General features: G+C 70.8%; 18 protein-coding genes. 8 read left to right on the plus strand and 10 right to left on the minus strand.

Annotation, left to right across the window (positions count from 1 at the left end):
- The first annotated feature begins 160 nt into the window (after nt 1–160).
- The gene (locus VPH43_RS12815; protein WP_328578093.1) at nt 161–2,860 is read left to right on the plus strand and encodes a DUF3857 domain-containing protein; all 2,700 of its coding nucleotides are present in this window, start codon (nt 161–163) and stop codon (nt 2,858–2,860) included.
- An 18-nt stretch (nt 2,861–2,878) separates the two neighbouring features.
- Here the strand turns inward: VPH43_RS12815 and VPH43_RS12820 are convergent, their stop codons facing one another.
- From VPH43_RS12820 to VPH43_RS12835, 4 genes are all read right to left on the minus strand, one after another.
- Nucleotides 2,879–4,036: an ABC transporter substrate-binding protein gene (locus VPH43_RS12820; RefSeq protein ID WP_328578094.1), complete on the minus strand. Its 1,158-nt coding sequence runs from the start codon at nt 4,034–4,036 to the stop codon at nt 2,879–2,881.
- A 135-nt stretch (nt 4,037–4,171) separates the two neighbouring features.
- Complete coding sequence (locus VPH43_RS12825) at nt 4,172–4,909, minus strand: 2OG-Fe dioxygenase family protein (RefSeq protein WP_328578095.1); 738 nt, start codon at nt 4,907–4,909, stop codon at nt 4,172–4,174.
- 45 nt (nt 4,910–4,954) lie between these two features.
- Entirely contained in the window at nt 4,955–6,625 is a 1,671-nt protein-coding gene (locus tag VPH43_RS12830; protein WP_328578096.1) for a phosphoethanolamine transferase, read from the minus strand.
- A gap of 104 nt (nt 6,626–6,729) precedes the next feature.
- Entirely contained in the window at nt 6,730–7,734 is a 1,005-nt protein-coding gene (locus VPH43_RS12835) for an LLM class flavin-dependent oxidoreductase (RefSeq protein ID WP_328578257.1), read from the minus strand.
- 114 nt (nt 7,735–7,848) lie between these two features.
- Here VPH43_RS12835 and VPH43_RS12840 point away from each other — a divergent pair, with 114 nt between their 5' ends.
- From VPH43_RS12840 to VPH43_RS12850, 3 genes are all read left to right on the plus strand, one after another.
- Nucleotides 7,849–9,726, plus strand: a complete 1,878-nt coding sequence (locus VPH43_RS12840; RefSeq protein WP_328578097.1) for a tetratricopeptide repeat-containing diguanylate cyclase — start codon at nt 7,849–7,851, stop codon at nt 9,724–9,726.
- Between the two features lie 213 nt (nt 9,727–9,939).
- Nucleotides 9,940–10,980: an NADP-dependent oxidoreductase gene (locus VPH43_RS12845; protein ID WP_328578098.1), complete on the plus strand. Its 1,041-nt coding sequence runs from the start codon at nt 9,940–9,942 to the stop codon at nt 10,978–10,980.
- A gap of 62 nt (nt 10,981–11,042) precedes the next feature.
- A complete protein-coding gene (locus VPH43_RS12850; RefSeq protein ID WP_328578099.1) occupies nt 11,043–14,168 on the plus strand; it encodes a PAS domain-containing protein in 3,126 nt (1,041 codons plus the stop codon).
- Here the strand turns inward: VPH43_RS12850 and VPH43_RS12855 are convergent.
- The 3 genes from VPH43_RS12855 to VPH43_RS12865 are packed head-to-tail and all read right to left on the minus strand — an operon-like array spanning nt 14,155 to nt 16,972.
- Entirely contained in the window at nt 14,155–15,207 is a 1,053-nt protein-coding gene (locus VPH43_RS12855; protein ID WP_328578100.1) for a CaiB/BaiF CoA transferase family protein, read from the minus strand. The genes VPH43_RS12850 and VPH43_RS12855 overlap by 14 nt on opposite strands.
- Nucleotides 15,208–15,223: 16 nt before the next feature.
- Entirely contained in the window at nt 15,224–16,078 is an 855-nt protein-coding gene (locus tag VPH43_RS12860) for a 2OG-Fe(II) oxygenase (RefSeq protein ID WP_328578101.1), read from the minus strand.
- Between the two features lie 39 nt (nt 16,079–16,117).
- Nucleotides 16,118–16,972, minus strand: a complete 855-nt coding sequence (locus VPH43_RS12865; protein WP_328578102.1) for an SDR family oxidoreductase — start codon at nt 16,970–16,972, stop codon at nt 16,118–16,120.
- A 105-nt stretch (nt 16,973–17,077) separates the two neighbouring features.
- On the opposite strand from VPH43_RS12865, the gene VPH43_RS12870 reads away from it, so the two are divergent.
- On the plus strand, nt 17,078–18,028 hold the full coding sequence (locus VPH43_RS12870; protein ID WP_328578103.1) for a LysR family transcriptional regulator: 951 nt from the start codon (nt 17,078–17,080) through the stop codon (nt 18,026–18,028).
- A gap of 13 nt (nt 18,029–18,041) precedes the next feature.
- On the opposite strand, the gene yaaA is transcribed toward VPH43_RS12870, so the two are convergent.
- On the minus strand, nt 18,042–18,827 hold the full coding sequence (yaaA, locus tag VPH43_RS12875) for a peroxide stress protein YaaA (RefSeq protein ID WP_328578104.1): 786 nt from the start codon (nt 18,825–18,827) through the stop codon (nt 18,042–18,044).
- Nucleotides 18,828–18,937: 110 nt separating this feature from the next.
- Between yaaA and VPH43_RS12880 the strand changes: the two genes are divergently transcribed.
- Nucleotides 18,938–19,198, plus strand: a complete 261-nt coding sequence (locus VPH43_RS12880; RefSeq protein WP_328578105.1) for a hypothetical protein — start codon at nt 18,938–18,940, stop codon at nt 19,196–19,198.
- Nucleotides 19,199–19,391: 193 nt separating this feature from the next.
- Entirely contained in the window at nt 19,392–20,771 is a 1,380-nt protein-coding gene (locus VPH43_RS12885) for a hypothetical protein (protein WP_328578106.1), read from the plus strand.
- A 45-nt stretch (nt 20,772–20,816) separates the two neighbouring features.
- Here the strand turns inward: VPH43_RS12885 and VPH43_RS12890 are convergent, their stop codons facing one another.
- On the minus strand, nt 20,817–21,323 hold the full coding sequence (locus VPH43_RS12890; RefSeq protein ID WP_328578107.1) for a hypothetical protein: 507 nt from the start codon (nt 21,321–21,323) through the stop codon (nt 20,817–20,819).
- Nucleotides 21,324–21,328: 5 nt separating this feature from the next.
- Between VPH43_RS12890 and VPH43_RS12895 the strand changes: the two genes are divergently transcribed.
- Nucleotides 21,329–22,783 (plus strand): aminotransferase-like domain-containing protein, encoded by a 1,455-nt coding sequence (locus VPH43_RS12895; protein WP_328578108.1) that lies wholly within the window; start codon nt 21,329–21,331, stop codon nt 22,781–22,783.
- Nucleotides 22,784–22,798: 15 nt separating this feature from the next.
- On the opposite strand, the gene VPH43_RS12900 is transcribed toward VPH43_RS12895, so the two are convergent.
- Nucleotides 22,799–26,008, minus strand: coding sequence for an error-prone DNA polymerase (locus VPH43_RS12900; protein WP_328578109.1), 3,210 nt, complete (start codon nt 26,006–26,008; stop codon nt 22,799–22,801).
- Nucleotides 26,009–26,014: the final 6 nt, after the last annotated feature.

Below are 26,014 nucleotides of genomic sequence, written 5' to 3' on the forward strand. Positions count from 1 at the left end.
TGTCCTTGCGTGATGACAGTGACGGACGAGTGTAACGAGCGTGCAATCCGCACGCCCCGGCGCGGCAGTTTTCGAGCAGAGGCCGGAATACGTGGTTGACGCTCACTTCATCGCAGCGCCACAGCGAGTACCTTTGCAGGCGCGCACTGGAGTCAGCCGAATGGTGGTGGCCGAAACCGCTTTTGTGAGGAACGCCCCGCTGCCCGGGTGGGCGCAGCCGCTGCCGTTGCCACCCGCCGAGCTGATCGCCGGCCGCCCGCCGGTGCTGGTGCACCTGGCCGACACGCAGCTGTGGGCGGGCGACACACCGGCCTACCTGGTGAACCGGGCCGAGCAGGTGGACGACGCGGGCGCCTTGAGCCAGATCGGCCAGATCGCGCTGCACTTCAACCCGGAGTACCAGCGCTTGCTGCTGCACCGTGTGGCCATCGTGCGCGAGGGCGCGGCGATCGACCACACCAGCAACGTGCCGGTGCGCTTCCTGCAACGCGAGGCCGGGCTGGAGCAGGGCGTGGTGAGCGGCGTGACCACGGCCAGCATGGTGCTGCCCGATGTGCGCGTGGGCGACACGCTGCACCTCACGTACACCATCGAAGGCGAGAACCCGATCTTCAGTGGCCACTACGCCGGCTGGGCCGGTTGGGACCAGAGCCACCCGGTGGTGCTGCGCCATGTGTCACTCACAGCACCCATGCAGCGACCCATCCGCTGGCAGTGGGTGGGCGACCGGCCAGGCGACCGGCCACTGCCGGTGGAAAGCGAGCACGGTGGCTTGCGGCGCCTGAGCTTCGAAGGCCGGCGCCTGCCCGGCGTGGCCTTCGAGCCCTACCTGCCGCGCGATGCCTATCCGCTGCGCTGGCTGCAGTTCAGCGAGTTCGGCAGCTGGGCCCAGGTGGCGGCCTGGGCGCGCGGCCTGTTCCCGGCCGATGCCCCGCTGCCCGCCGCGCTGGGGCCGGTGATGCAGCGGCTGCGCCAGCTGCCCACCCGCGAGGAGCAGGTGTCGCAGGCGCTGCAGTGGGTGCAAAACGAGATCCGCTACTACTCGGTGTCGCTGGGCGAAAGCTCGCACAAGCCGCACAGCCCCGCCGAGGTGGTGGCGCAACGCTATGGCGACTGCAAGGACAAGTCCTTCCTGCTGGCGCGCATGCTGCAGAGCCTGGGCATCGACGCCCACCCGGCCCTGGTGGCGGCGCAGACCCGGCAGGCGCCGCTGAAGCTGCTGCCCTCGCCCGAAGCCTTCGACCATGTGATCGTGCAGGTGCGCCTGAACGGGCGCGACTTCTACCTGGACGCCACACGGCTGGGCCAGAGCGGCCCGCTCGAACACATGGGCCAGGGCATGGAGGATGCGGCGGTGCTGGTGGTGGCGCCCGGGGTGACGCACCTGGCCCGTGTGCAGTCGCCCAACCGCGCGCAGCTGTTCGCCAACGAGCTGCATGAGCGCTATACGCTCGCACGCCTGGGTGAGCCGGCGTTGCTGGAATCGGAACAGCACTGGTTCGGCCTGGGCGCTGAATCGCTGCGCGTCATGCTGGGCCGCATGGACCCGCAGCAGCTGGCGCACTGGGCCCTGGGCCGCTATGACCGGCGCCATCCCGGCCTCACGCTCGAAGGCCCGCCGCAGGTGGTGCATGACGCGCAGCTCAACCGCCTGAGCGTGATGGCGCGTTACCAGGTGCCCCGGCCGGCCACCGAGTCCGGCGGCGAATGGAGCCTGCGTTTCCTTGCGTCCAACCTGCAGGGCGCGTTTGTCATCCCCGACACCCTGGCGCGCCAGCTGCCGCTGGCCGTGCCCTCCTTCCCGGGGCGCATGCATTACGTGGTCGAGGTGCGCTGGCCCGACAGCGTGAGCCAGGTGCTCACGCCCCAGACGGAGCGGCTGGACACGCCGCACTTCGACCTGCAGGTCACCCGCAGCATGCGCGGCCCGCGGGCGCGCGAGACGGTGTGGCTGCAGCCGCGTGTGGCCGCCGTGCCGGCCGCCGAACTGCCGCAGCTGCTGGAAGACATGCGGCGCATCGACGAGCTGGTGCACAGCCGTTTCACGGTGCTGCCGCAGGACGGCGGCGACACCGCTGCGGCCGCCCCGGCCAGCCTGCAGCAGCGCCTGGCCAGCCAGTTGCAGGCCCAGGCCGAGCGCAGCGGGCGCGCAATCGCCCGAGGCCATCTGCAGGCTGAGGACCTGGCGGATGCGCACTGCCTGCGCGCCGAGGCGCTGGCCGAGCTGGGCGACGGCGAGGCGGCCCTGCAGGACGCCGAAGCCGCGGTGCGCCTGGCGCCGGCGCTCGCACGCGCCTGGGCCTGCCGCGGCAAGGCCTTGTGGGCGCTGGGCCGTTTTGCGCCGGCGGATGCGGACTTCAGCCGCGCCTTGCAACTCGACGGCGAGCCGTTCACCAGCTATCTACACCGCGGCCAGGCCCGCTTCTACCAGGGGCGCTTTGAACAAGCGGCCGAGGACTTTGCCCGTGCGGCTGCACAAGCTGGCGAAGAGGCCCAGCGGCTGCATGCGCTGGTGTGGCAGGGCTGGGCGCTCAAGCGCCTGGGCCAGGCGTTGCCCGCGCAGCTGCAGGCCGCCGCCGCACAAGGCCCGCACACCGCCTGGCCGCGCCCTGCCCTGGCGCTGCTGGCCGGCACCCTGAGCGCCGACGAGCTGCTGGCCCAAGCGGGCAATGCACAGGGCGATGCCCGCACGCTGGCGCTGGCGGAAGCCTGGTTCACCGTGGGCCAGCACCACCTGGCCCACGGTCAGGCGCACCAGGCGCGCAACGCGTTTGAGAAGACGCGCGAAGCCGGCGTGATGCGCTACGCCGAACACGCCGCGGCGGGCTTCGAACTGCAGCGGCTGGCTGCAGTGCGCTGAAGCCCGCGCCGGGTTGACTCAGCGCACGAAGCGCCCGTTGCGCCCCACCATCGTCAGCTCGATGAAGCGTGATGCATTGCGGCCCGGCTCGTGGAAGCCGATCTCGAAACCGCCCAGGTCCAGTTTCTTCAGGCCGTACACCGCATCGATGAAGGCCGCGCGGCTGAGCTTGGGGCCGGCGCGCTTGAGCGCCTCGGCAAACACCCGCGCATTGATGTAACCCTCCAGCGCCAGGTGCGACGGCTCCAGCCCCGCGCCCTGCGCGCGCCAGGCCTGGAGGAAGTCGCGTACCACCGGCACCACGCCGTTGGTGGGCAGCGGCACCACCTGGGTCATCGCGATGCCCACGCCGTCGTCCTTCAGTGCGTCCAGCGTGGCTGCGGTGCCCATCACCGACAGCGCATACAGCGGCATGCCCTTGCTCTCGCGCCGGATCGCCTTCACGAACTGGATGGTGGGCTTGCCCGCCAGGCCGACGAACACCGCCTCGGGCTGGGCCTGGGCCACCTTGACGGCGGCCGCGTCGGCATCCGAAGCGTCGTTTTCCACCGTCACCGCGATCACCGCGGTCAACTTGCGCCGCGCGATCGCGCCCTGCGCGGCCTGCGCCACCTCGGCACCGAAGGAGTTGTGCTGCGACACGATGGCGATGCGCTTGATGCCCACGGTGGCCAGGTGCTCGATCAGGCGCTCGGTTTCCTCGGGGTAGCTGGCGCGGATGTTCATCACCTGCCGCATGCCGGCCGGCCGCGCCGAGGTGGCACCGGTGAGCGGCGTGAACAGTGGCATGTCGGTGGCCTTGAGCAGCGGCAGCACCGCCTCGATCATCGGCGTGCCCATGCAGCCGAACATCGCGAACATGCCGGGGTCGGCCATGAAGGACTTCATGTTGGCCAGCGACCGCTGCACGTTGTAGCCGTCGTCCTTGCCCACCAGCTCCAGCTGCCGTCCATGCACGCCGCCCGCGGCATTGATGGCCGCGAAGCACGCCTTGGCGCCCAGGTGCATTGCCTTGCCCAGCTCGGCCAGCGGGCCGCCCAGGTCCACCGACTGGCCGATGCGCACCGTGTCGCTGCCTTGCGCCATCGCGCGGCCGGCCAGGCCGCCGGCGGCCAACGCACTGGCTTGCGCCACGAAGGCGCGGCGGGAAATGCGGAATGCCGTGGAAGCTGCCATGTCGTGTCCTGCAGTGGTGACTGGCGGGCAGCTTAGGAAGCCGGTCACGCGAACATTGTCGTGAGGACGACAGAGGCGGGCTTCCCCGCATGGGGCATTCCCGGAGGGCGCCGCGGCCGTGGGCCGCAGTGCGATTTACGTCACGCCCTGGAAGCCGCCGGAGCGCAAGGTGATGACCAGCGTGTCGCGATGCGCGCCCTCGCCCACCGGCTGGATCGGCGTGGTTTCATGCACCACGCGGGCATCGTCCAGCAGCAGCGTGGTCCACGGCTGGCTCATGGTGAAGCGCAGCCCCTGCGGGCCATCGGCCTCGAACACCCGCGTCTCGCCGCCCTTGACCTGATGGCGCTGCACCAGCAGCACGGCCACCAGGTCCACGCCGTCGCGGTGCGCGCCTTCGGGCGTGGGGCGGCCGATGCCGTCGGTGGTGTCGATGCGGAAGGGGTGCGCCTCCACATACCAGGGCTGAGCGCCCTTGAGCGCACTGGCCCGTTCGGCCAGCACACGCAGCAGGCGCGGCCACGCCGGCAAGGCCAGCATCGCGGGGTCCATCGGCTCGAACCAGCGCTCGATGCCGCCATGCAGGGCGTTGTATTCGATCGGCTGCCAGTGCGCGCGATGCGGCACCTGCGTCACCTGCCCGCCGTCCACCACGAAGCAGGAATGCCGGCGCCGCCGATAACGCCCGCCGTCCTTCAGATGGGCATCGGGCGGCAGGTCGTTCCAGAACGGGCGCAACGCGTCGAGGTCGCCCCGCTGCAGGTCGAGCAGCTCACTCAGGCCGGCCGCATCCAGCACGGCATAACCGCGCTCGCGCAATTGGGCGTCCGCTTCGGCGGGCGGGCTGATCGGGGGAGAAAGCAGCATCGACATGGCGGGCGCAGTAGGAAGGTGAGAGCGTGGGTGCGTTGGGCGGTTTCAGTGCCGGCAGGCGGCGGCCAGGTCCATCTTGGGCTCATAGACCTGCGTGCGCACGTCGAGCAGGCCGAGCACCGTGTGGAAGAGGTTGTCATGGTGCGCCGGTTGCGCGGCGCGTTCACGCAGGCAGCGCGGGTCCAGGCCGAAGCGCTGCGCATAACCGGCGGACAGCCACATCACCATCGGCACCCGCGTCTGCTCGCGCGGCGCAATCGCATACGGCAGGCCATGCAGGTAGAGGTTGTTCTCCCCCAGCGACTCGCCATGGTCCGACACATACAGCAGCACGCTGTCCAGCGTGTCGGCCTGGGCGCGCAGCTGCGCGACCAATTGCGCCAGCACATGGTCGGTGTAGAGGATGGCGTTGTCGTACGCGTTGACGATCTGGTCGCGCTTGCATTGGCGCAGGTCGGCGCTTTCGCAGGCGGGCTGGAAGCGCCGGTACGCCGACGGGTAGCGCTTGAAGTACGCCGGCCCGTGGTTGCCCAGCTGGTGCAGCACCATGAGGTTGGGGCCGGTGGTGGTGGCGCGCAGGCGCTCGTCCAGCCCATGCAGCAGGATCTCGTCCAGGCAGCGTTCCCCGTCGCACAGCGCCGGATCGTCGGCCTTGCTCATCAGCTGCTGCGGCAGGCCCTCGCACACCCCCTTGCAGCCGGACTGGTTGTCGCGCCACAGCACGCCCACGCCGGCATGCTGCAGCACATGCAGCAGCGATTCGCTGCCACGGATGCGGCTTTCGTCGTACTGGCGCCGGCCCCAGGGCGAGAACATGCAGGGCAGCGAGGTCTCGGTGTTGGTGCCGCAGCTGTCCACCAGCGGAAAGTTGATCAGGTCGGGCAGCGAAGCGAGCTCCGGCGTGGTCTGGCGCGCATAGCCGTTCAGGCCCCAGTTGGCCGCACGCGCCGTCTCGCCCACCACCAGCACCACCAGCAGCGGCCGCGGGTTCACCGCGCCTGCCCAGCGCGCGCCCAGCGTGGCGTCGGTGCCGATGGGCGTTCGGGGCCTGGCGGCCGCCTGGGTGTCGGTGCGCAGCACGCTGGCCAGCGACACCAGGTAGTTGCCCGGCGTGATGAGGTAACGCACCTCCTTCTGGTTGCGTATCAGCGAAGACAGGTCCTGGAACACCAGCCACACCGCACCGGACGTGGCCAGCAGCGCCAGCAGCAGCGCACCGGCGCGCACCAGCGTGGCGCGCACCAGGCGATCGCGCTTGAGCCGCACCCGCCAGAGCACCAGCAGCGGCAGCCCGGCAAACAGCAGCAGCGTGGGCAGCACGCTCCAGCCCAGCAGCTCACGCGCCTCCTGCACGTCGGTGCGCAGCACGTTGCGCATCATCGACGGGTCCAGGAACACGCTGTACTTGCGCATGTAGTTCACCGCAAATGCCGTGGCGATGAACAGCAGCGCCAGCAGCGGCTTGGCGGTGTAGCGGTTGAGCAGCAGCAACAGCAGCAGCGCCTGCAGCCCGACCAGCCCCACCGCGCAGGCGGCTGCAAACAGCCAGGTGGCCGGGTCGTCCCAGGTGCGCCCGGCGAGCAGCGCGGCCCAGAAGCTGCCGTTGCAGGCGAGCGCGAAGAACAGGCTGGCCACCAGCGCCAGCGTTTCCACCCGCCACTGCGGGCGGGCAGACCACCAGCGGCCGCCAGAAGAAGACAGGAAGGAGGAGATCAAACCCGCAAGGGCCCCAGCGGCCCGTCCGACATGAAAGCCGGACAGCATACCGTCCAGCGCCCGGGCCCGCGGGGGGTCGTAACGCCGTCCGGTGCGTGCGCTGGCTACGCCAGGCCGAACTCCGCCGCCAGCAACTCGTAGGAGCGGCGCCGCAGCGCGGGGTCATGGGCCCAGGTGACGATCACCAGCTCGTCGAGCTCGTAGCGGTCTGCCAGCGCCCGCAGCTTGTCGCCCACCTGGCGCGCGGTGCCCACGGCGGCGTCCTGGCGCAGGGCCTGCACCTGCGCCTGCTCGGCCGTATCCAGCGGGCGCGCCAGCGCCTCCTGCGGCGACGGCAGCGGCCCGAGCCGGCCACGCGCACGGTCCAGGCGCCAGCGCTCCCGGCTGGCAAAGGCGCGCCAGGCGGTGGCCTCGTCATCGGCCGCGAGCGCAAACACGCAGAAGGTGGCCTGCGGCTGCGCCAGGCGGTCGCTGGGCTTGAAGAGGGCGCGGTACAGCTCCAGCGCCGGCCCGGCGCCCTGCCCGTCGGCAAAGAAGTAGGCAAAGGCATAAGGCCAGCCGAGGCGGGCCGCCAGCTGGGCGCCGTAGTCGGAGCTGCCCAGCATCCACAGCGCCGGCATGCCGGGCCCGCGCGGATGGGCAGTGATGCCACGCGACGGATGCTCCGGCGGCAGCTCGCTGCCCTCCAGCCAGGCCTGCAGTTCCTGCACCTGCTGCGGGAAACGTTCGGCCGCATGGCGCGCGTTGGGGTTGAGCGCCTGCGCGGTGCGCATGTCCGAACCGGGAGCCCGGCCCACGCCCAGGTCCACCCGCCCGGGCGCCAGCGCCTCCAGCACGCGGAACTGCTCGGCCACCTTGAGCGCCGAATAGTGCGGCAGCATCACGCCGGCGCTGCCGATGCGGATGCGGCTCGTCTGCACCGCGATCGCGGCCAGCAGCACCTCCGGCGCACTGCCCACGATGGCGGGATGGCCGTGGTGCTCGCTCACCCAGAAGCGGTGGTAGCCCAGCGTGTCGCAATGGCGCGCCAGCGCCACGGTCTCGCGGATCGATTCGTCTTCGGCCCGCCCCGACAGGGCGGTGGATTGGTCCAGCACGGACAGGCGCAGCGTCATCGGCCGAGGATGGCACAGGCGGCCCGGCCCATGCGCCAGCAGGGATGTGGCCCCTCGGCGCGGCGCGGCGACAATGCGCTTCTCTTCACGCGACTGCCCTGCCCGCCTGTGCCGCGCCAACTTGCCCTGTTCACCCTGCTGCTGTCCGCCCTGCCCGGGCTGGCCGGGGCCGCAGGTGCAGCCGCGCCGGTGCACCCGGCGCAGGCCCTGGTGCAGCGCAGCGTGGACGCGATGCGCTCGGACCCGGACGCCAGCCGCCGCCATGCCGAAGAGGCGCTCAAGCTGCTGGCCCAGCAGCCCGAGGCGGACCTGGAGGTGCGCGCCCGCGTGCAGCTGTGCGACTACTTCTCCGAGCGCGACGCGGCGCTGGCCGCCGCGCAGGTCAAGGCCGCCCGCGCGCGCCTGCCTCAGGCCAGGCGTGCAGGCCTGCAAGCCGGCCTGCTGGGCTGCGAAGCGGAGATCGAGGAATACAAGGGCAACTACGGCGCCGCGCTGACGCTGTTCGACCAGGCCGTGCAGACCGCCGAGGCGCAACACGACGGCGAGATGCTGGCCGACGTGCTCTACCAGCGCGGCTACCTGCGCGGCGTGCAAGGCGACTACGCGGCCGGCCTGGCCGACCTGCGCCGCGCCCGCCTCACCTACGAACGCCTGGGCATGGCCGCGCGGGCGGTGACCACCTTCAACGGCATCGCCATCCTCTACAACCGCCTGGGCGACCACGCCCAGGCGCGCCACTACTTCGAGCAGACCCTGCGCGCGCAGACCGCCGACGGCTCCAAGCGCGAGGTGGCCGTCACCCGCCACAACCTCGGCCGGGTGTACGAGAACCTCAAGCTCTGGGACAAGGCACGCGACGAGTTCGAAGCCACGCTGGACCTGAGCCGCCAGCTCGACTACGCCCGCGGCGAGGCTTATGCCCTGCGCGGCCTGGCCAGCGTGCGCAATGCCGAAGGCGAGCCCGCCGCGGCACTGGGCCTGCTGCAGCTGGCCGAGCTGCTGCAAAAGCGGGTGCCGGACGAACGCCTGCGCGCGCAGATCCTGCTGCAGCGGGGCGTGGCGCTGCGCCAGCTCAAGCGGCCCGCGGAGGCGCTGCCGGCGCTGGAAGACGCGCTGGAGATCTTCCGCAAGGCCGATTCGCTGCAGGAAACCGCTGCCACCCAGCAGGCGCTGGCGGCCACGCAGGCCGACGCCGGCGACTGGAAGGCGGCCTACGACACACACGCGCAGTACACCCAGACGCTGGAGCGCTGGCTGCGCAACCAGCTGGACCAGCGCTTCGCCACCCTGAAGGTCGAGTTCGACACCAGCGCCAAGGAGCGCGAGAACGTGCTGCTGCTGCGCGAGAACGCCGCCACCGAGAACGCACTGGCCCAGGCCCGGCGCGCCAGCCGGTTGCAGGTGGCGGTGATCGTGCTGGCCGGCGCTTTGCTGGTGGCACTGGGCCTGCTGGCCCTGCACCAGCGCCGCCATGGCCGCCTGATGAGCCGGCTGGCCCTCACCGACGAGCTCACCGGCCTGCCCAACCGGCGCGATGTGCTGGGCCGGCTGCAGGCGCTGCTGGCGGAGCGGCGCACCCGGCCCTGCGCGGCCGTGATCATCGACCTGGACCACTTCAAGTCGATCAACGACGACTTCGGCCACCTGGTCGGCGACGAGATGCTCAAGGCGGTGGCCGAGGTGCTGCGCGCCGCGGTGCCCGAGCCGGCCTGCGTCGGCCGCCTGGGGGGCGAGGAGTTCATCGCGGTGCTGCCGGACACCGGCGAGGCGCAGGCGCTGCAGGCCAGCGAAACCATCCGCGAGAAGATCCAGGCGCTGGATGCCTCGCGCTGGATGCCGGGCACGCGCCAGGTCACCGCCAGCCTCGGCGTGGCGGTGTCGCGGCCGGGCGAGGACGATCTCACCAGCATGCTGCACCGGGCCGACGAGGCGCTGTACCGCGCCAAGGCGGGCGGCCGCAATCGGGTCTTCGCGCAAGCGGCGTAGGCCGCTTGCGGCCTACGCCGCCTGGGCGGCTGTATGTTCAGCTCCCCCCCGCCCCCTCCGGGAGGGGGCTCCAGCATGACAGCGGGCTCCCTCCAGCCTCCCGCCGAGCGGGAGGCTCCAGTCAGTTCGACCATTGCCGTGTGACGCCTCGGTGACTGTGAGGCCGGGGGCGCGGCACTAGGATGCGCCCTCGCCGATCTCAAGGAGTCTTCCATGGCCAACCCCGCCTCCCTCACCAGCCACCAGGTCCGCCTGGCCGCCCGCCCCGTGGGCCTGCCCACGCCGGCCAACTGGCAGTTCACCGAGGAGCCGGTGGCCGAGCCGGAGGACGGGGGCATCGTGGTCAAGACGCTGGCGCTGTCGCTGGACCCGGCCATGCGCGGGTGGATGAACGAAGGCAAGTCCTACATTCCGCCGGTGGGCATCGGTGAAGTCATGCGTGCCGGCGGCGTGGGCCGGGTGGTGGCCTCGCGCCACTCGGGCTTTGCAGTCGGCGACACGGTGGCCGGCAGCCTGGGCGTGCAGACTTTCGCCCGCTTCGGCGGTGCGGACCTCAAGCGCGCCGGCCTCAACAAGATCGACCTGCAGCTGGGCACCGTGACCCAGTGGCTCAACGTGCTGGGCATGCCCGGCATGACCGCCTACTTCGGCCTCAAGGACGTGGGCCTGCCGCAGGCCGGCGAAACCCTGGTGGTCAGCGGCGCGGCCGGCGCGGTGGGCCAGACCGTGGGCCAACTCGGCAAGATCCTCGGCATGCGGGTGGTCGGCATCGCGGGCGGCGCCGCCAAGTGCGCCTGGGTGGTGAAGGAGCTGGGCTTCGACGCCTGCATCGACTACAAGGGCGGCGCGGTCAAGGACGGCCTGAAGGAGCACTGCCCCCAGGGCGTGGACGTGTATTTCGACAACGTGGGCGGCGACATCCTCGACACGGTGCTCACCCGAATCAACCGCAAGGCGCGCATCGTGATCTGCGGCGCCATCAGCCAGTACAACGCCACCGAGGCCGTCAAGGGCCCGAAGAACTACCTCTCGCTGCTGGTCAACCGTGCCCGCATGGAGGGCATGGTGGTGTTCGACTATGCCGACCGCTACCCCCAGGCGATCGCGGAACTGGCCGGCTACCTGAAGGACGGCCGCATGACCTCGCGCGAGGACGTGGTGCGCGGCGGGGTGGACGCCTTCCCCGACACCCTGCTCAAGCTCTTCAGCGGTGAGAACTTTGGCAAGCTGGTGCTGCAGCTGGCGGACGAGTGAACCTGCAAAAGCACGCGGCAGGGGGCTAGACTGCCCGGCACACCCCTTTGTGTGCCGCCTCCATGTCCCTGCCCGGGCCCCTGCATCTGCTCAGTGAAGCGCCCGCCGCGGCGCTGGCGCCGCATGCGCTGCAAGCCCTGGCCCTGCACAGCCCCAGCGGCCTGGCCTGGCTGGACGCCGACGGGCGGGTCCGCTGGGCCAACCCGGCCTTCCAGCGCATCACCGGCCAGGCCGCACCCGTCGGCCGGCGCATCGACACCCTGCTGCCGGGCGCCGACGAAGCCGGCGCGCCGGCACCCTGGCTGGCCCGGGCGCTGGCCGGCGAACCGCTGGCGGAGCCGGTGGAGCTCGCCTGCCGCCAGGCCGACGGCACCGCACTGTGGCTGTGCGTCGGCCTGGCCGCGATAACGCCCTCGCAGGCCGACGCCGGCTTCGTTGCCACGCTCACCGACCGCACCCGCGAGCACCAGGAACAACAGGAGCGCCAGCGCCTGGCCGAGCTGCTGGACATGGCCCAGGAGTTCGGCCGCATCGGCGTGTGGGAACGCGACATCCGCACCCTGCAAGGCCGCTGGGACCGCCATGTCTTCCGCTTCTGGGGGCTGAAGCCCGGCGAGGCCACGCCGCATTTCGACGAAGCGGCGAAGTCGGTCCATCCGGAAGACAACGCCGCCTCGGTGGTACGTGCCTCGCTGGAGCGCGCCGGCACCTATTCACACCGCTTCCGCGTGCGCGGCGCTGACGGCGTGGTGCGCCTGCTGCATTCGCAGTGGGTGGTGAACAACGGTTCCGACGGCCGGCCCGAGCGCGCCATCGGCATCATGATGGACGACACCGAGGTCTATGAGCTCGCACGCGCGGCCAGCGACGCGCACGAACAGCTCAACATGGCGGTGGACCTGGCCAACATCGCGATCTGGCGCCACGACCTCAGGACCAACCGCATGCACTACAACGCCCGCGCCTGGGAGGTGCTGGACCTGCAGCCGCGGCCGGAAGGGCTGACGCTGGACGAGGTGCGTGCCTTGATCCATCCGGAGGACCTGCCGCAGGTGATCGCGTCGGCCGAGCGTTCGCTGGCCACCGACCAGCCCACCGACATGGAGGCCCGCTACAAGCGCGCCGACGGCAGCTGGCGCTACGTGCTCAACCGCCGGGTGGTGCAGCGCGACGTCACCGGCACGCCGGTGGCCTTTGTGGGCGTGGCGCTGGACGTCACCGAGCAGGTGGAAGGCTCGCGCAAGGCCTACGAGCTGTCGCGCCGCCTGGAAACCGCCGCACGCGCCGCCCACATCGGCCTGTGGACGGTGGAGGTGGCCACCGGTGCCCTGGAATGGAACACCCGCACCTCGCAGCTGTTCGGCCTGGCGCCGGAGCAGTCGCCGCGCAGCTTCGACGAGTGGATGGAGCGCTGTGTGCACCCCGAGGACCGGCCGCGTGTGCGCGAGCTGGCCTTCGGCTGGATCAAGACGGGCGACGACCTGCTGCAGGTGGAATACCGCACCGTGTGGCCGGACGGCACGGTGCGCTGGCTGGTCAACCGCTCCGACGTGGACCGGGTGAGCCAGGGCCGCTACGTGTTCGGCGTGACCCTGGACGTGACCGAGCAACGCGCCACCATCGACGCCCTGCGCGAAGCCAGCGAGCGCTCCGCGCTGATCGCCCGCAGCATCGGCATGGGCACCTGGGAGGTCGACCTGCGCGACGGCAAGGCCTACTGGAACGAGCAGATGTTTGCGCTGCGCGGCCTGCGGCCCGGGCCCGAGCCGCTGCCGGCGGCAGAGCGGCTGGCGCTCACGCACCCGGACGACCGCCATCTGGTGATCAACGCGCTGGACGAGGCGCTGGCGAGCAACCGCCCCGCGACGTACGAGTTCCGTGTGCGCCAGCCCGACGGCAGCTACCGCTGGCTGGCGTCGCGCTCCACCACGGTGATGGACGAACAGGGCCGGCCGCTGCGCCGCATCGGCGTGAACTGGGACATCACCGACAGCAAGAACGCCGAAGCCGCCCGCCATGAAAAAACCCTGGCGCTGCGCGAGAGCGAGGCCAAGAGCCAGTTCTTGGCGCGCATGAGCCACGAGCTGCGCACGCCCTTGAACGCCGTGCTCGGCTTCACCCAGCTGCTGCTCGCTGAAGCGGAGCGGGTGGACCCGATCGTGCTGCGGCTGCGGCTGGGCCACATCCGCTCGGCCGGCCAGCACCTGCTGTCGCTGATCAACGACGTGCTGGAGCTGTCCAGCCTGGACTCCGGCGAGCTGCGCATGGCGCTGGAGCCGGTGCCGCTGGCGCAGCTGGTGGCCAGCACCTTGCCGCTGGTGGAGCGCATGGCCCATGAATACGGCGTGCGGCTGCATTGCGAGCCGCTGCCCGGCCATGCCCTGGCCGACACCATGCGGCTGCGCCAGGTGTTGCTGAACCTGCTGTCCAACGGCATCAAGTACAACCGGCCCGGCGGCCATGTCAGCGTGGCGTGTGGCAACGATGCGCCCGATGGCATGGTGAGCCTGCAGGTGAAGGACAACGGCCGCGGCATGTCGGCCGAGCAGCTGCTGCATGTCTTCGAGCCCTTCAACCGGCTGGGCGTGGAACGCGAGGGCATCGAGGGCACCGGCATCGGCCTGACGATCGTCAAGGCGCTGGTCGAGCGCATGGGCGGCCGCGTGGAGGTGCGCAGCGAGCCGGGCGCAGGCACCGAGTTCAGGGTGCTGCTGCCGCGCGCCGACATGGACGGCCGGGCCCGCCCGGCAGCCATCGAGCCCCCGCCCGCGGCCACCGAGCCGCCGCAGCCGCCTGCCACCCAGCGCCCACCGCGCAGCGGCCGCCTGCTCTACATCGAGGACAACCCGGTCAATGTGCTGCTGGTGAGCGAGCTGGTGGCCCTGCGCCCCGGCCTGCGCCTGGACGTGGCGGCCGACGGCGAAAGCGGGCTGCGCCTGGCGGCGGACATCCGGCCCGACCTGATCCTGGTGGACATGCAGCTGCCGGACATCGACGGCCACCAGGTGCGCAACCGGCTGCGGGTGGACCCGCGCACCGCGCACATCCCGTGCATCGCGCTGTCGGCCAACGCCATGCCCCAGGACATCGAGCGCGCGCTGAAAAACGGCTTTGCCGACTACTGGACCAAGCCGCTGGACTTCAAGGCCTTCCTGGCCGCGATCGACGCCTTGTTCAGCGCGGGCTGAGGCGGCCCGCTGCCGCCGGCTCGGTGGCCGCGAACCAGGGATGCTGGGGCACCTCGTTCGGGCGCAGCACCGGCGTCACGCAGCAGTCGGCCGCATCGAACAGCGGCACCCAGTGCGCCAGCGGCTGGGCAACGATCACCGCGGCCAGCTCGGCGCGCAGGGTGATGGCGTCGCCGCTGGCCGGGCGCTGGCCCAGGGACCAGTGGCGCTGGGCCCAGTCGGGCCGGCCCACCACGTCGCACAGCTTGGCCCAGAACTTCAGCTCCAGCGCGCCCACGGCCAGGTGGCGGCCATCCGCCGTGCGGTAGACGTTGTAGCAGGGGCTGCCGCCGGACAGCAGCCCGCGCCCTGGCCGGGTGGGCGCGCCCAGCGCACGCGCCTCGAAGCGCGAGATCACGTGGTGTTCCCACACCTGGCGTGTCATGGACACATCCACGAAGCGGCCCCGGCCGGTGCGCTGCGCGCCGATCAGTGCCGCCAGCACGCCCGACAGCGCCGCCTGCGTGCCGCCCATCAGGTCGGCGATCTGGAAGTTGGGCACCACCGGGTCGCCGTCCAGCGGCCCGTTCTGGCCCAGCACGCCGGCGAGTGCGATGTAGTTGATGTCGTGCCCGGCGCGCCGGGCAAACGGCCCGTGCTGGCCATAGCCGGTGATGGCACACATCACCAGCCGGGGGTTCACTTCATGCAGCACGGGCCAGCCCAGGCCCAGCCGGTCCATCACGCCGGGGCGGAAACCTTCGATCAGCGCATCGGCATCCCGCACCATCGCCAGCAGGGCATCGCGGCCGGCATCGGTGGCCAGGTCCAGCGTGTGCAGCGACTTGCCGCGGTTGAGGTGCTGGAACAGGCCGCTTTCGGCATCGCTGGCGCGGTCTTCCGGCGACAGCAGCATGTGGCGGGTGCCGTCGCCACCGGCGTCTTCGACCTTGAGCACCTGCGCGCCCCAGTCCACCAGCTGCCGGGTGGCCAGCGGGCCGGGCAGCAGGCGCGTCAGGTCGACGACCTTCAGGCCCTGCAGCGGCGGATCGTCCTGCATGCCCACGTGCGCAGGCCTATTCGAACCGGCCTTCGCGCAGCCACTTGGTGGCCACCCATTTTTCGCCTTCCACCACCGGCTGGCCGCCATGCAGGGTGCGGGTCATGGGGTGCGGGCGGTCGTAGCTGAAGAACACCGCATTGCCCTTGACGGGCGCCACTTCCAGGAACACATCCGGGAACACCGTGCCGCCGCCCTTGGCCGGCGCATTGAGGTACATCACGATGGTGCCCACGCGCTGGCCGCCCCGCTTGAGGATGGTGGCCGAGCCCGGCTGGGCGGGGTCGAAGTAGTCGTGGTGCGGCCGGTATTCCGCACCCGGGCCGTAGCGCAGGATCTGCAGGCCCTCGCCGTTTTCAAGCGGCCAGTTCACCAGCGCCGCGATGCGGGCTTCGATGCGGGCGCACAACGGGTTCTCGCCGCGCTGGAAGAACATGCCTTCGCTGGTGCGGGCGGCGTTGACCTCGCTGCCGCCGGTGTTGTTGTCCACGGTTTCCGAGCGCACCAGGCGCGGGCGCGACAAGGCCACCAGTTCGTCGCACTCTTCTTCGGACAACAGCCCACCGAACACCACCACGCGCGGGTTGCGCATCGTGGCGACGATCTTCACTTCGCGGTCGCCCGCCCACACCGCCCCCGGCGAATCGCGCAGGTCGGGCTCCGGCACGATGGACGGCGGTGGCAGGTTGTTCTGCCGGGCGTGCTCTTCCAGGTGCTGGCGCAAGGTATTTTCCAGCGCCTCGACGGCCACGTCCTCTTCCCAGCCGCTGGCCAGCATGGCCTGCAGCACGGCTTCGGGCTGGCAGCCGGCCTGGGCCTGCGCAACGATCCACTGGCGCAGTTCAGGGGTGACAGTCTGCGGGGTGCTCATGCCGCCATTCTGGCAGCATGAGCGGGCCGCTGGTACGTCTCAGCGCAAGGTGCTGGCGCTCTCGGCCGCAAAGTCAAGGAAGCGGCGCGGCGGGTGGCCGGTGAGCTGGGCCACGTCATCGGTGAGGCCGGCGGCCCAGCCCTCCTTGACCACATGGTGCAGGCTCATGAACCAGTCGATCACCACCGGCGGCATGCCCATCTGCTGCATGGCGGCCTGGGCGGCGGCTTCGGGCACGTCCACGTAGCGCATCGGGCGGCCGCTGGCTTCGGACAGGGCGGCGACCTGCTGGGCGTTGGTGAGCGCCTCCGGCCCGGTGAGGGTGTAGATGCGGCCGGCATGCACAGCAGGGTCGGCCAACACGGCGGCAGCACTCTCGGCGATGTCGCGCACGTCGATCATGCCGATGGCACCGTTGCCGTTGGGTGCATGGTAGGCGCCGGCCTTCAGCTGGTCGGCGTAGTAGTTGACCCAGTTCTGCATGAAGAAACTCGGGCGCAGCAGCGTCCAGCCCAGGCCGCTGCCCTGCACCAGCTCGTCGATGCGGCCCTGCAGCTGGGCGATGGCCACCGGGCTGGCGGCGTCGGCTCCCGCCCCGGAGGACCGCACGATGTGCTTCACGCCCGCCGCCTTGGCGGCCTGCACCGCGTTGCGGGCCAGCTCCAGCTTGTTGGGCACCAGCGGCAGCAGCAGGAACAAGGTGTCGAAGCCGCGGAACACCCGCTCCAGCGACGCCGCATCGGCGAAGTCGCCTTCCACGCTCAACACGCCGGGCACGCTGCGGCCGGAGGGTGAGGTGAGCACGGCGAAGTCGGCCTTGCGCTGCTGCAGCACGCGCACGAGTTCACGGCCGATGTGGCCGGTGGCGCCGGTGACGAGGATGCGGTGGCTCATGGTGTTTCCTTTGGAGGAAGTGGTGCGATGGGCTCACTGTAGGCAGCCGCCACCACGATCGGAAGACATAGAATTTCCAAAGATCTTCAACTTGTGGTTGAACGCATGAAGAACCTGCAGGGCCTGGTGTCCTTCGTGGAAAGCGCGGCCGGCGGCAGCTTCACCGCGGCGGCCGCGCGGCTGGAGCTCACCCCCGCGGCGGTGAGCAAGAACGTCATCAAGCTCGAACAGCAGCTGCAGGTGCGCCTGTTCAACCGCTCCACCCGGCGCCTGAAACTCACCGGCGAAGGCGAGGCCTTCCTGGCCAAGGCGATCGAGGCCCTGCGCCTGCTGGACGATGCGGTCAACGAGGTCACGCATGCGGGCAGCGAGGCCGCCGGCCGAGTGCGCATCTCCGCCGGCATCTCGTTCGGGCGGCGCCATGTGATGCCGCTGCTTCCGGTGCTGGCACAGCAGCACCCGCGGCTGCAGCTGGAGCTGAGCCTCGACAACCGGGCGGTGGACCTGGTGGCCGAGGGCTTTGACATCGGCGTGCGCGGCGGCTTCGTGCGCGATTCCAGCCTGGTGGCGCGGCGCGTGGCCCAGCTGCAGGTGGTGCTGGCCGCGTCGCCGGGCTACCTGCGTCGCCACGGGGTGCCCCGCACGCCGGCGGAGCTGGCGTCGCACCGGCTGCTGGGCGTGCGTTTCAGTTCAGGCCAGGTCGCGGTCTGGCGGTTTCGCAAGGGCACCGGCCGGATCACTGAGTGGGAGCCCGGTGCGCAGGTGTCGGTGTCCGACCCGGATTCGCTGGTGGACCTCGCGCTGGCCGGGCATGGCGTCGCGCAGATCGGGCTGCACCATGTGGCGCCCTACCTGCGCTCGGGCCGGCTGAAGGTGCTGCTGCATGGGCCGCACGATCCCGGTGAGCGCGAGATCGTGCTGCACTACCCGCACCGGCAGTTCCTGAGCACGCGGGTGCGCGTGGTGGTCGACGGGCTGCTGGAGCACTTCAAGGCGGCGCAGGACCTGCACCTGGACGTGAAGAGCCTGCCAGAGGAATGGCTGGCGCAGGCCTGAGGCGGCTGATGGGTCAGCCCGCAAGGCGGCGGCGGAACACCCAGCGGTCGGCGTCCGAGGCCGCCGCGTCGAAGGCATACCCCTCCAGCGCAAAACCTTGCAGCGCCTTGGGTGTTTTCGGCCGCTTGGTGGCCGCATAGCGCGCCATCAGCCCGCGCGCCCGCTTGGCAAAAAAGCTGATCACCTTGTAGCGCCCACCCTTCCAGTCCTCGAACACGCATTCGATCACCCGCGCCTTCAAGGCCTTGCGGTCGGCCGCGCGGAAGTACTCCTGCGACGCCAGGTTCACGATGACCGGCGACGCCTGGTCGGCCAAGCGCTGGTTGAGGTGCTCGGCGAGCGTATCGCCCCAGAAGGCATAGAGGTCCTTGCCACGCGGGTTGGCCAGCGCGGTGCCCATTTCCAGCCGATAGGGCTGCATCAGGTCCAGCGGGCGCAGGGCGCCGTACAGGCCGCTCAGGATGAGCACGTGGTCCTGTGCCCAGGCCAGCGCGGCGGGCCCCAGCGTCTTGCCGTCCAGGCCTTCGTACACGTCGCCATTGAATGCCCACAGCGCGGGCCGGCTGTTGCGCTCGCCGAAGCCCTTGGACCAGGCGGCGTACCGTTCAGCATTGAGCTCGGCCAGCACCGGCGACAGGTTCATCAGCTCGGCAATCTGCGCGGCGGACAGGCGCCTGAGCAGCCTGATCAGTTCGGCCGAACGGTCCACGAACGGCGGCGGCACGGTACGCGCCATCACGGCCGGGGGCACCGGGGTGTCGTAGTCCAGGGTCTTTGCCGGAGAGAGCAGCAGCAGCATGGGCGCGGATTATCGTCAGGCGCGGCTGACAGCAAGTGCAGCGCCGGCCGACAGCGGCGCAAAGCGCGCTTCGGTACGTTGAGGTGTTCTTGCCCCACAGGAGACACACCATGAACCCCAAGCCCGACGAGTCCAACCCCGACATGCAAGGCGAAGGCAACTACGTGGCCGGCCGGCACTACAACGAGGCCACCAAGCAGTTTGTCGAACAAGGCAAGGTGGACGGCGCCGCGGCCGCCGCCAAGCCTGAATCACCCGACGAAGCGCGTGACCTCGAACGCGCGGAGGAAGAAGGCAAGTCGCGCGCCAAGGGCGAGGATCCGCAGCTGAAGCCGAAGTCGTCCGGCGAGGATCAGCAGCGCCCGAAGTAACACCCCGCGCGCCGGGCCGTGCCCACTGGCCCGCACCGTAAGATGCGCGGCTTTGGTCGCAGCAGGAGCGGGAACGGTGGGCACGGGCACGGTGGGCAAGGGCACGGCGGGCAGACGGGGCAGACACGCACTGGCAGCCGCCATGGGCCTGTGCGCGGCCGGGGTGTTGCACGCCGCTGAAGACGCGCCCCGGGTGAACACCCTGCCTGCGTCTGCCCTGTTGGGCGTGGAGCGCCTGGAGCTGCCCGGCGGCGAACGCATGGGCCTGGTGGGCGCGGGATATGTGATGGAGCTGCGCCCCGGCTGGTGGCTGGGCCCGGCGGTGTACGGCGCGGCCACCGGCCGCCGCGGCGGCCTCTTCACCTGGGGCGCCGAAGTGCAGCGGCGCTGGCGCCTGGGCGACTCCTTCGGCATCGCTGCGGGCCTGTATGCGGGCGGTGGTGGTGGCGCAGCCGCGCCGGTGGGCGGCGGCCTGATGCTGCGTCCGCACGCCGACTTCATGTTCGATTTCGGTGGCTGGCAAGCCGGCCTGAGCGCGTCACACGTGCGTTTTCCCAGCGGCAACATCCGCAGCACCCAGTTGGGCCTGCAGCTGATGGTGGAAGACCGTTTCGCGTTCGCACCGCCTGGCCATGGCGGCGAGCGTGTGGCCTTCAGCGGGCGCGGCGGCATCGGCGCCGACCGCATGCACCCCACCGCGGGCGTCTACACCCACCGCAAGGACGCCACCGGCACGCTGGGCTACGTGGGCCTGCGCCTGGAACAGCAGGCCACGCCCGTGCTGGCCGCCACGCTGGAAGCGGCGGGTGCGGCCTCCGGCGGCGCCGACGGCTACATGGAGGCGCTGGCCGGCCTGTCGGCCCAGTGGCCGGTGTTCGGGCCCAGCTTGCGCCTGGGCGTGCGCGGCGCGGCCGGCCTGGCCGGCGGCGGCGCGGTGCACACCGGTGGCGGCCCGATCGCCAAGGCGGCCGTGGTGGCGCGCTGGCAGCCCAGCCCGGCGTATTCGGTGGACCTGGAAGCCGGCCAGGCCAAGGCCTTCAATGGCGACTTCAGCGCCCGCTATGCGCAGCTGTCGCTCGGCATGTCGCTGGGCGACGGCTCCCGCGGCGCCGCGGGCCGGGAACAGCAACAGACGCTGCATGACATGGAGTGGGGCTTCAGCCTGCTGCACTACGGCCGCGCGGCGCGCAAGGACGGCAGCGAACGTGCCATGCAGCTGGTGGCCCTGAGCTTCAATCGAGCGCTGTCGCCGCACCTGTACCTGAGCGGCCAGGCGCACAGTGCGGTGGCCGGCGGCGCGGGCGCCTATTCGGTGGGCCTGGTGGGCCTGGGCGCCCGCACCCGCATCGGCGAGCACTGGAGCGCCGGCGCCGAAGCGCTGGTGGGCGCCGCCGGCGGCGGCGGCGTGGCCAGCCAGGGCGGCGCGGTGGCCCAGCCGATGGCCTGGGTGGCGCGCGACCTGGGCCGCTACAGCCGGCTCAAGCTGGGCGGCGGCTGGATCAAGTCGCGCAGCGGCGCCTTGTCCAGCCCGGTGGCGCAAGTGACCTGGTCGTTCGAGTTCGGCACGCCTTAGGGCAGGCCGCGGTGCCTGCACGCCGGGCACAACGATGCCACTGCGTCATGCGGGCTGAAGCATCGCCCGCCATGGGCGCCGCGCCGGGCGGCTGCCTGGCATGACGAGGCAGACTGCATCGGTGTGCGCCAGCAGCTCCACCGTGCCGTCCCTGGGCAGGTTGTGGCCGCCGCCCGCGGCCAAGGCGATGCGCAACGCGACGCAGCGCTCGGCGATCCACTGCAGCGGCTCGCTGAGCTGCAGCCGGCCCTCGAGCAAGCTCAGGTGGCTTCCGGCCGAAAGATGCAGCGAGACACGTTGCCCGGCGTGCAGCACGAGGCGGGATGGGGGTTCGCAGGTGGGGGACATCGGCGTGGAAATGGCATGGGTTGAGAGGCCTCCACTGTGAAAGCTGGCCGGCCCGCGCAACAGGCACAGCGCGCAGGCGCTGTTGCGCAACAGGCCCCCGATGCGGGCCGCTGTTCCGGTGCGAATCAGCCGCTGCTGTATCTTGTCCAGCCCGCGATGCGCCTTGATGATCGCGGCGCACCTGCCTGAGGGCGCCCTGCCCACGACCCGTGTCCGAGCCTTCTCCCACCCTCTACCGCCAGCTGGCAGACCACTACCTCCAGGCCATTGGCAGCGGTGCACTGGCCGAAGGCGACCGCCTGCCGTCGGTGCGCCGGCTGATGCGCATCCACCGCGTGAGCCTGTCCACCGCGCTGCAGGCCTGCCGCCACCTGGAGAGCAGCGGCTGGCTGGAAGCCCGGCCGCGCCTGGGCTACTTCGTGCGGCGCCCGCGCCGTGGCCAGTTGCTGCCGGCCGCCGAGCCGGGCACTGCCACCGCGCCGGACCGTGCGGCCTACCTCGGCATCCACGCCAAGGTGTCGTCCTTCATCGCGAGCAGCCAGGAGTACCCGGTGCGGCAGGACCTGGCGATGGCCGTGTGCGCGCCCCAGCTGTACCCGGCTGCGGCGTTGGAAGCGGCTGCGCGCCAGGTGCTGCGCCAGACCCCGGCCTTGTTCAGCGCGATGGCCATCTATGGCGGCCATCCGCCCTTGAAGGCAGCGCTGGTGCGGCGCCTGCTCACCCAGGGCGTGCAGGCCGCGCCGGAGGACGTGATCGTCACGCACGGCTGCGTGCAGAGCCTGAACCTGGCGCTGCGCGCAGTGGCCCAGCCGGGCGACACCATCGCGGTGGAGTCGCCCAGCTACTACGGGCTGCTGCAGATCATCGAGAGCATGGGCTTGCGGGCGATCGAAGTGCCGACGAGCCCGCACACCGGCCTCAGCCTGGAGGCGCTGGAGTACACCCTGGACGGGCCGGACCCGGTGAAGGCGGTGGTCTGCATGCCCACCCTGCACAACCCGCTGGGCAGCGTGATGCCGGACGAGCACAAGCAGCGCCTGGTGGCGCTGTGCGCGCGCCGCGACATCGCGTTGATCGAGGACGCCATCTATGCCGACCTGGCCGATGCCAACAGCTCGGCGCCGGTGAAACCGGCCAAGGCCTGGGACCGCACCGGCCACGTGATCCATTGCAACTCGTTCAACAAGGTGCTCTCGCCGGGCCTGCGCCTGGGCTGGATGCTGGCGGGCCGATGGCATGCGCGGGTGGAGATGCTCAAGTACGTGCAGACCCGCTCGGTGGAGGAGTTGGCGCAGCGGGTGGCCACCAACTTCCTGGCCGGCAGCGGGTACGACCGTCACCTGCAGCGGCTGCGCGCCGCACTGCGCTGCCAGCGCGAGGACATGGCCGAGGCGGTGGCGCAATCCTTCCCGGAGGGCACGCGGATGAGCCTGCCGCCGGGCGGCATGATGCTGTGGGTGGAGCTGCCGCGCCCGCTGCGCTCGCAGCGGCTGTTCGAACGTGCGCTCGAGCGGGGCATCCGCGTGGCGCCGGGCTCGCTGTTCTCCAACAGCCAGCGCTTCGACCACTTCCTGCGGCTGAGCTGCGGCTCGCCGGTGACGGCGGACACCCGGCAGGGCGTGGCCGAGCTGGGCGAGATGGCTCGACAGCTGGCGGCGCCGTAGCAGGCCAGGCCCGGATCAGTGGAAATCCCGGCTGCGGGTGCTCAGGCCCTGCAGCAGGTGGGAATGGTCGACCAGCCTGCTGGCCACCAGGTGCTGCACGCCCTTGTCGTTCTGCCACACGCCGTAGACCGTCATCACCCTGGCGGCCAGCAGCGGCTTGCGCTGGGTTTCCACCACGCGCGGCCAGACGATCACGTTCACCTGGCCGGTCTCGTCCTCCAGCGTGACGAAGATGGTGCCGTTGGCGGTGCCCGGCTGCTGGCGGTGGGTGACGATGCCGCTGGCCCGCGCCAGCTGGCCATGGCGGAAGGTCTCGCGCAGCACCACCGCCGGCTCCACCCTGAAGGCCTTGAGCTGCTGGCGCAACAAGGCCATGGGGTGGGTCTTCAGGGTGAGACCCACGCTGCGGTAGTCGGCCATCGTCTCGTCGAACTGCGCGGGCGCGGCCAGCGTCACGTCGGCCTCATGGGTGCGGGTTTGCTGCAGCAGCGCGGTGGCACGGGTGTCGATGCCGGCCACATGCCAGGCCGCCTGGTGGCGGTGGCCGGTGAGGCCGTGCAGCGCGTCGGCCTCGGCCAGCAGGCGCATGTCCTTGGCTGTCAGGGCGGCGCGGCGCGCCAGGTCTTCCGGGTTGTCGAAGGCCCGCTCGGTGCGCGCGGCGACCAGCCGGCGCGCGGCTTCTTGCGAAAACCCGTTGATTCGCGACAGGCCGAGCCGCACCGGCATGGGCGGCGCGAAGAAGGCATCGCGCACCACGGGCCACTCGCCTTCCAGCGTGGACTCCCAGTCGCTCACCCGCACGTCCACCGGCCGCACCTCCACGGCGTGTTCGCGCGCATCGCGCACCAGCTGCGCCGGCGCATAAAAACCCATGGGCTGGCTGTTGAGCAAGGCAGCGAGGAACACGTCGGGGTGATGGCACTTGAGCCAGGAGCTCACGTAGACCAGCAGCGCGAAGCTGGCCGCATGGCTTTCGGGGAAGCCGTATTCGCCGAAGCCCTCGATCTGCTTGAAGATGCTTTCGGCGTAGTCGCGCTCGTAGCCCTTGGCCACCATGCGGCCCACCAGCTTCTCGTGGAAGGGGCCGAGCCCGCCCTTGCGCTTCCAGGCGGCCATGGCGCGGCGCAGCTTGTCGGCCTCGCCGCCGGTGAAGTCGGCGGCCAGCATGGCGATCTGCATCACCTGCTCCTGGAAGATGGGCACGCCCAGCGTGCGCTCCAGCGCAGGCCGGATTTCGCTGGTGGGGTAGTCGATCGGCTGGCCCAGGCGCTGCTTTTCGCGGTTGTTGAGGAACGGATGCACCATGCCGCCCTGGATGGGCCCGGGGCGCACGATGGCCACCTCCACCACCAGGTCGTAGTAGTTGCGCGGCTGCAGGCGCGGCAGCATGCTCATCTGGGCCCGGCTTTCCACCTGGAACACGCCCACGCTGTCGGCCTTGCACAGCATGTCGTAGGTGGGGCGCGGCTGGCCTTCGGGCAGCTCGTCCTCGTTGGGAATGTGGTCCATCTCCACCGTGCGGCCGAGCTTGGCGGACAGCAGGTCGAGCGCGCGGCGGATGGCGCTCAGCATGCCCAGGGCCAGCACGTCCACCTTCAGCAGGCCCAGGCTTTCCAGGTCGTCCTTGTCCCACTGGATCACGGTGCGGTTGTCCATCGCGCAGTTCTCCACCGGCACCAGGTGCGAGATGTTCTCGCTGGCGATGACAAAGCCGCCCGGGTGCTGCGACAGGTGGCGCGGCGTGCCGATCAGCTGCAAGGTCAGCTCGATCCACAGCTTCACCACCGGCGCATTCGGGTCCAGGCCCGCATCCATCAGGCGCTCATCGGTGATGCGGCGGCCGTCGAACCAGTGCTGGTGCTTGGTGACGAGCGCGATGCGGTCCTCGTCCAGCCCGAGCGCCTTGCCCACGTCGCGCAGGGCCGAGCGCGGGCGGTAGCAGATGAGCACCGCGGCCAGGGCCGTGCGGTGGCGGCTGTACTTGCGGTAGATGTACTGGATGACCTCTTCGCGGCGCTGGTGCTCGAAGTCCACGTCGATGTCGGGCGCCTCGTCGCGCTCGGCGCTCACGAAGCGTTCGAACAGCAAGGTGGCGCGCTCGGGGTTCACCTCCGTCACACCCAGGCAATAGCAGACGGTGGAGTTGGCCGCGCTGCCGCGGCCCTGGCAGAGGATCTTCTGCGCGCGCGCCCATCGGACGATGTCCTCCACCGTGAGGAAGAAGGCTTCGTAGCGCTTCATCGCGATCAGCGCCAGCTCCTTCTCGATGGTGTCGATGACCTTCGGCGGCGCACCGTTCGGGTAGCGCTTCGGCAGGCCCTCGTACGTGAGGTGGCGCAGCCAGCTCGTGGGCGTGTGCCCCGGCGGCACCAGCTCCTGGGGGTAGTCGTACTTCAGCTGATCGAGTGAAAACGCGCAGGCGCCCGCCCAGCGCACGGTGTTGTCCAGCCATTCACGCGCATACAGGTTGGCCAGCCGGCCACGATGGCGCAGGTGTTGCTCCGCATTGGGCTGCAGCAGCTCGCCGCAATCCGCCACCGTGCGCTTGCAGCGGATGGCGGTCAGCGTGTCCTGCAGCGGCTTGCGCGAGCGCACGTGCATCAGCACGTCACCCGCGGCCAGGATGGGCAGGCCGGTGTTGGCCTGGACCCGCAGCACCGTGTCGGTCAGCACTGCATCGTGCGGCCGGTCCAGCAGCTCCAGCGCCATGCCGGCGCGGTCACCGAACCAGGTTTTCAGCCACAGCGCGTGGGCCAGCACCGTCTCGAAAGGCTGCGATGCATCGGGCACCAGCAAGGCGCGGCAATCGGGCAGGCCGGCCAGCATGGGCGCGTCGGGCACCTTGCCTTCCACGTCGTCCGGGTGCGCCAGGTACTCGCCCTTCTTCGCGCGCCGCCGCGCGATGGTGATCCAGTGCGACAGGTTCTGGTAGCCGCGCTTGGACGTGGCCAGCAGCACCAGCCGCGCATGCGGCACCGGCGGCTCCTTGTCCTCGCGCGGCGGCAGCGTGAGCCGCATCTCGGCGCCGATGATCAGCGGAAAGCGCTGCTCCTTCGCTTCGTCATGCGCGCGCACCACGCCCGACAGCGAACACTCGTCGGTGATCGCGATCGCGCTGTAGCCCAGCTGCATGGCGCGCTGCACCAGCTCCTCCGGCCTGGACGCGCCGGTGAGGAAGCTGAAGTTGCTGCGGCAGTGCAGCTCGGCGTAGGCGGGCAGCGACATGAACGG

Origin of the sequence: Ideonella sp. BN130291 (genome assembly GCF_036231905.1) — a bacterium.
GTDB lineage: Bacteria > Pseudomonadota > Gammaproteobacteria > Burkholderiales > Burkholderiaceae_C > CAMLIZ01.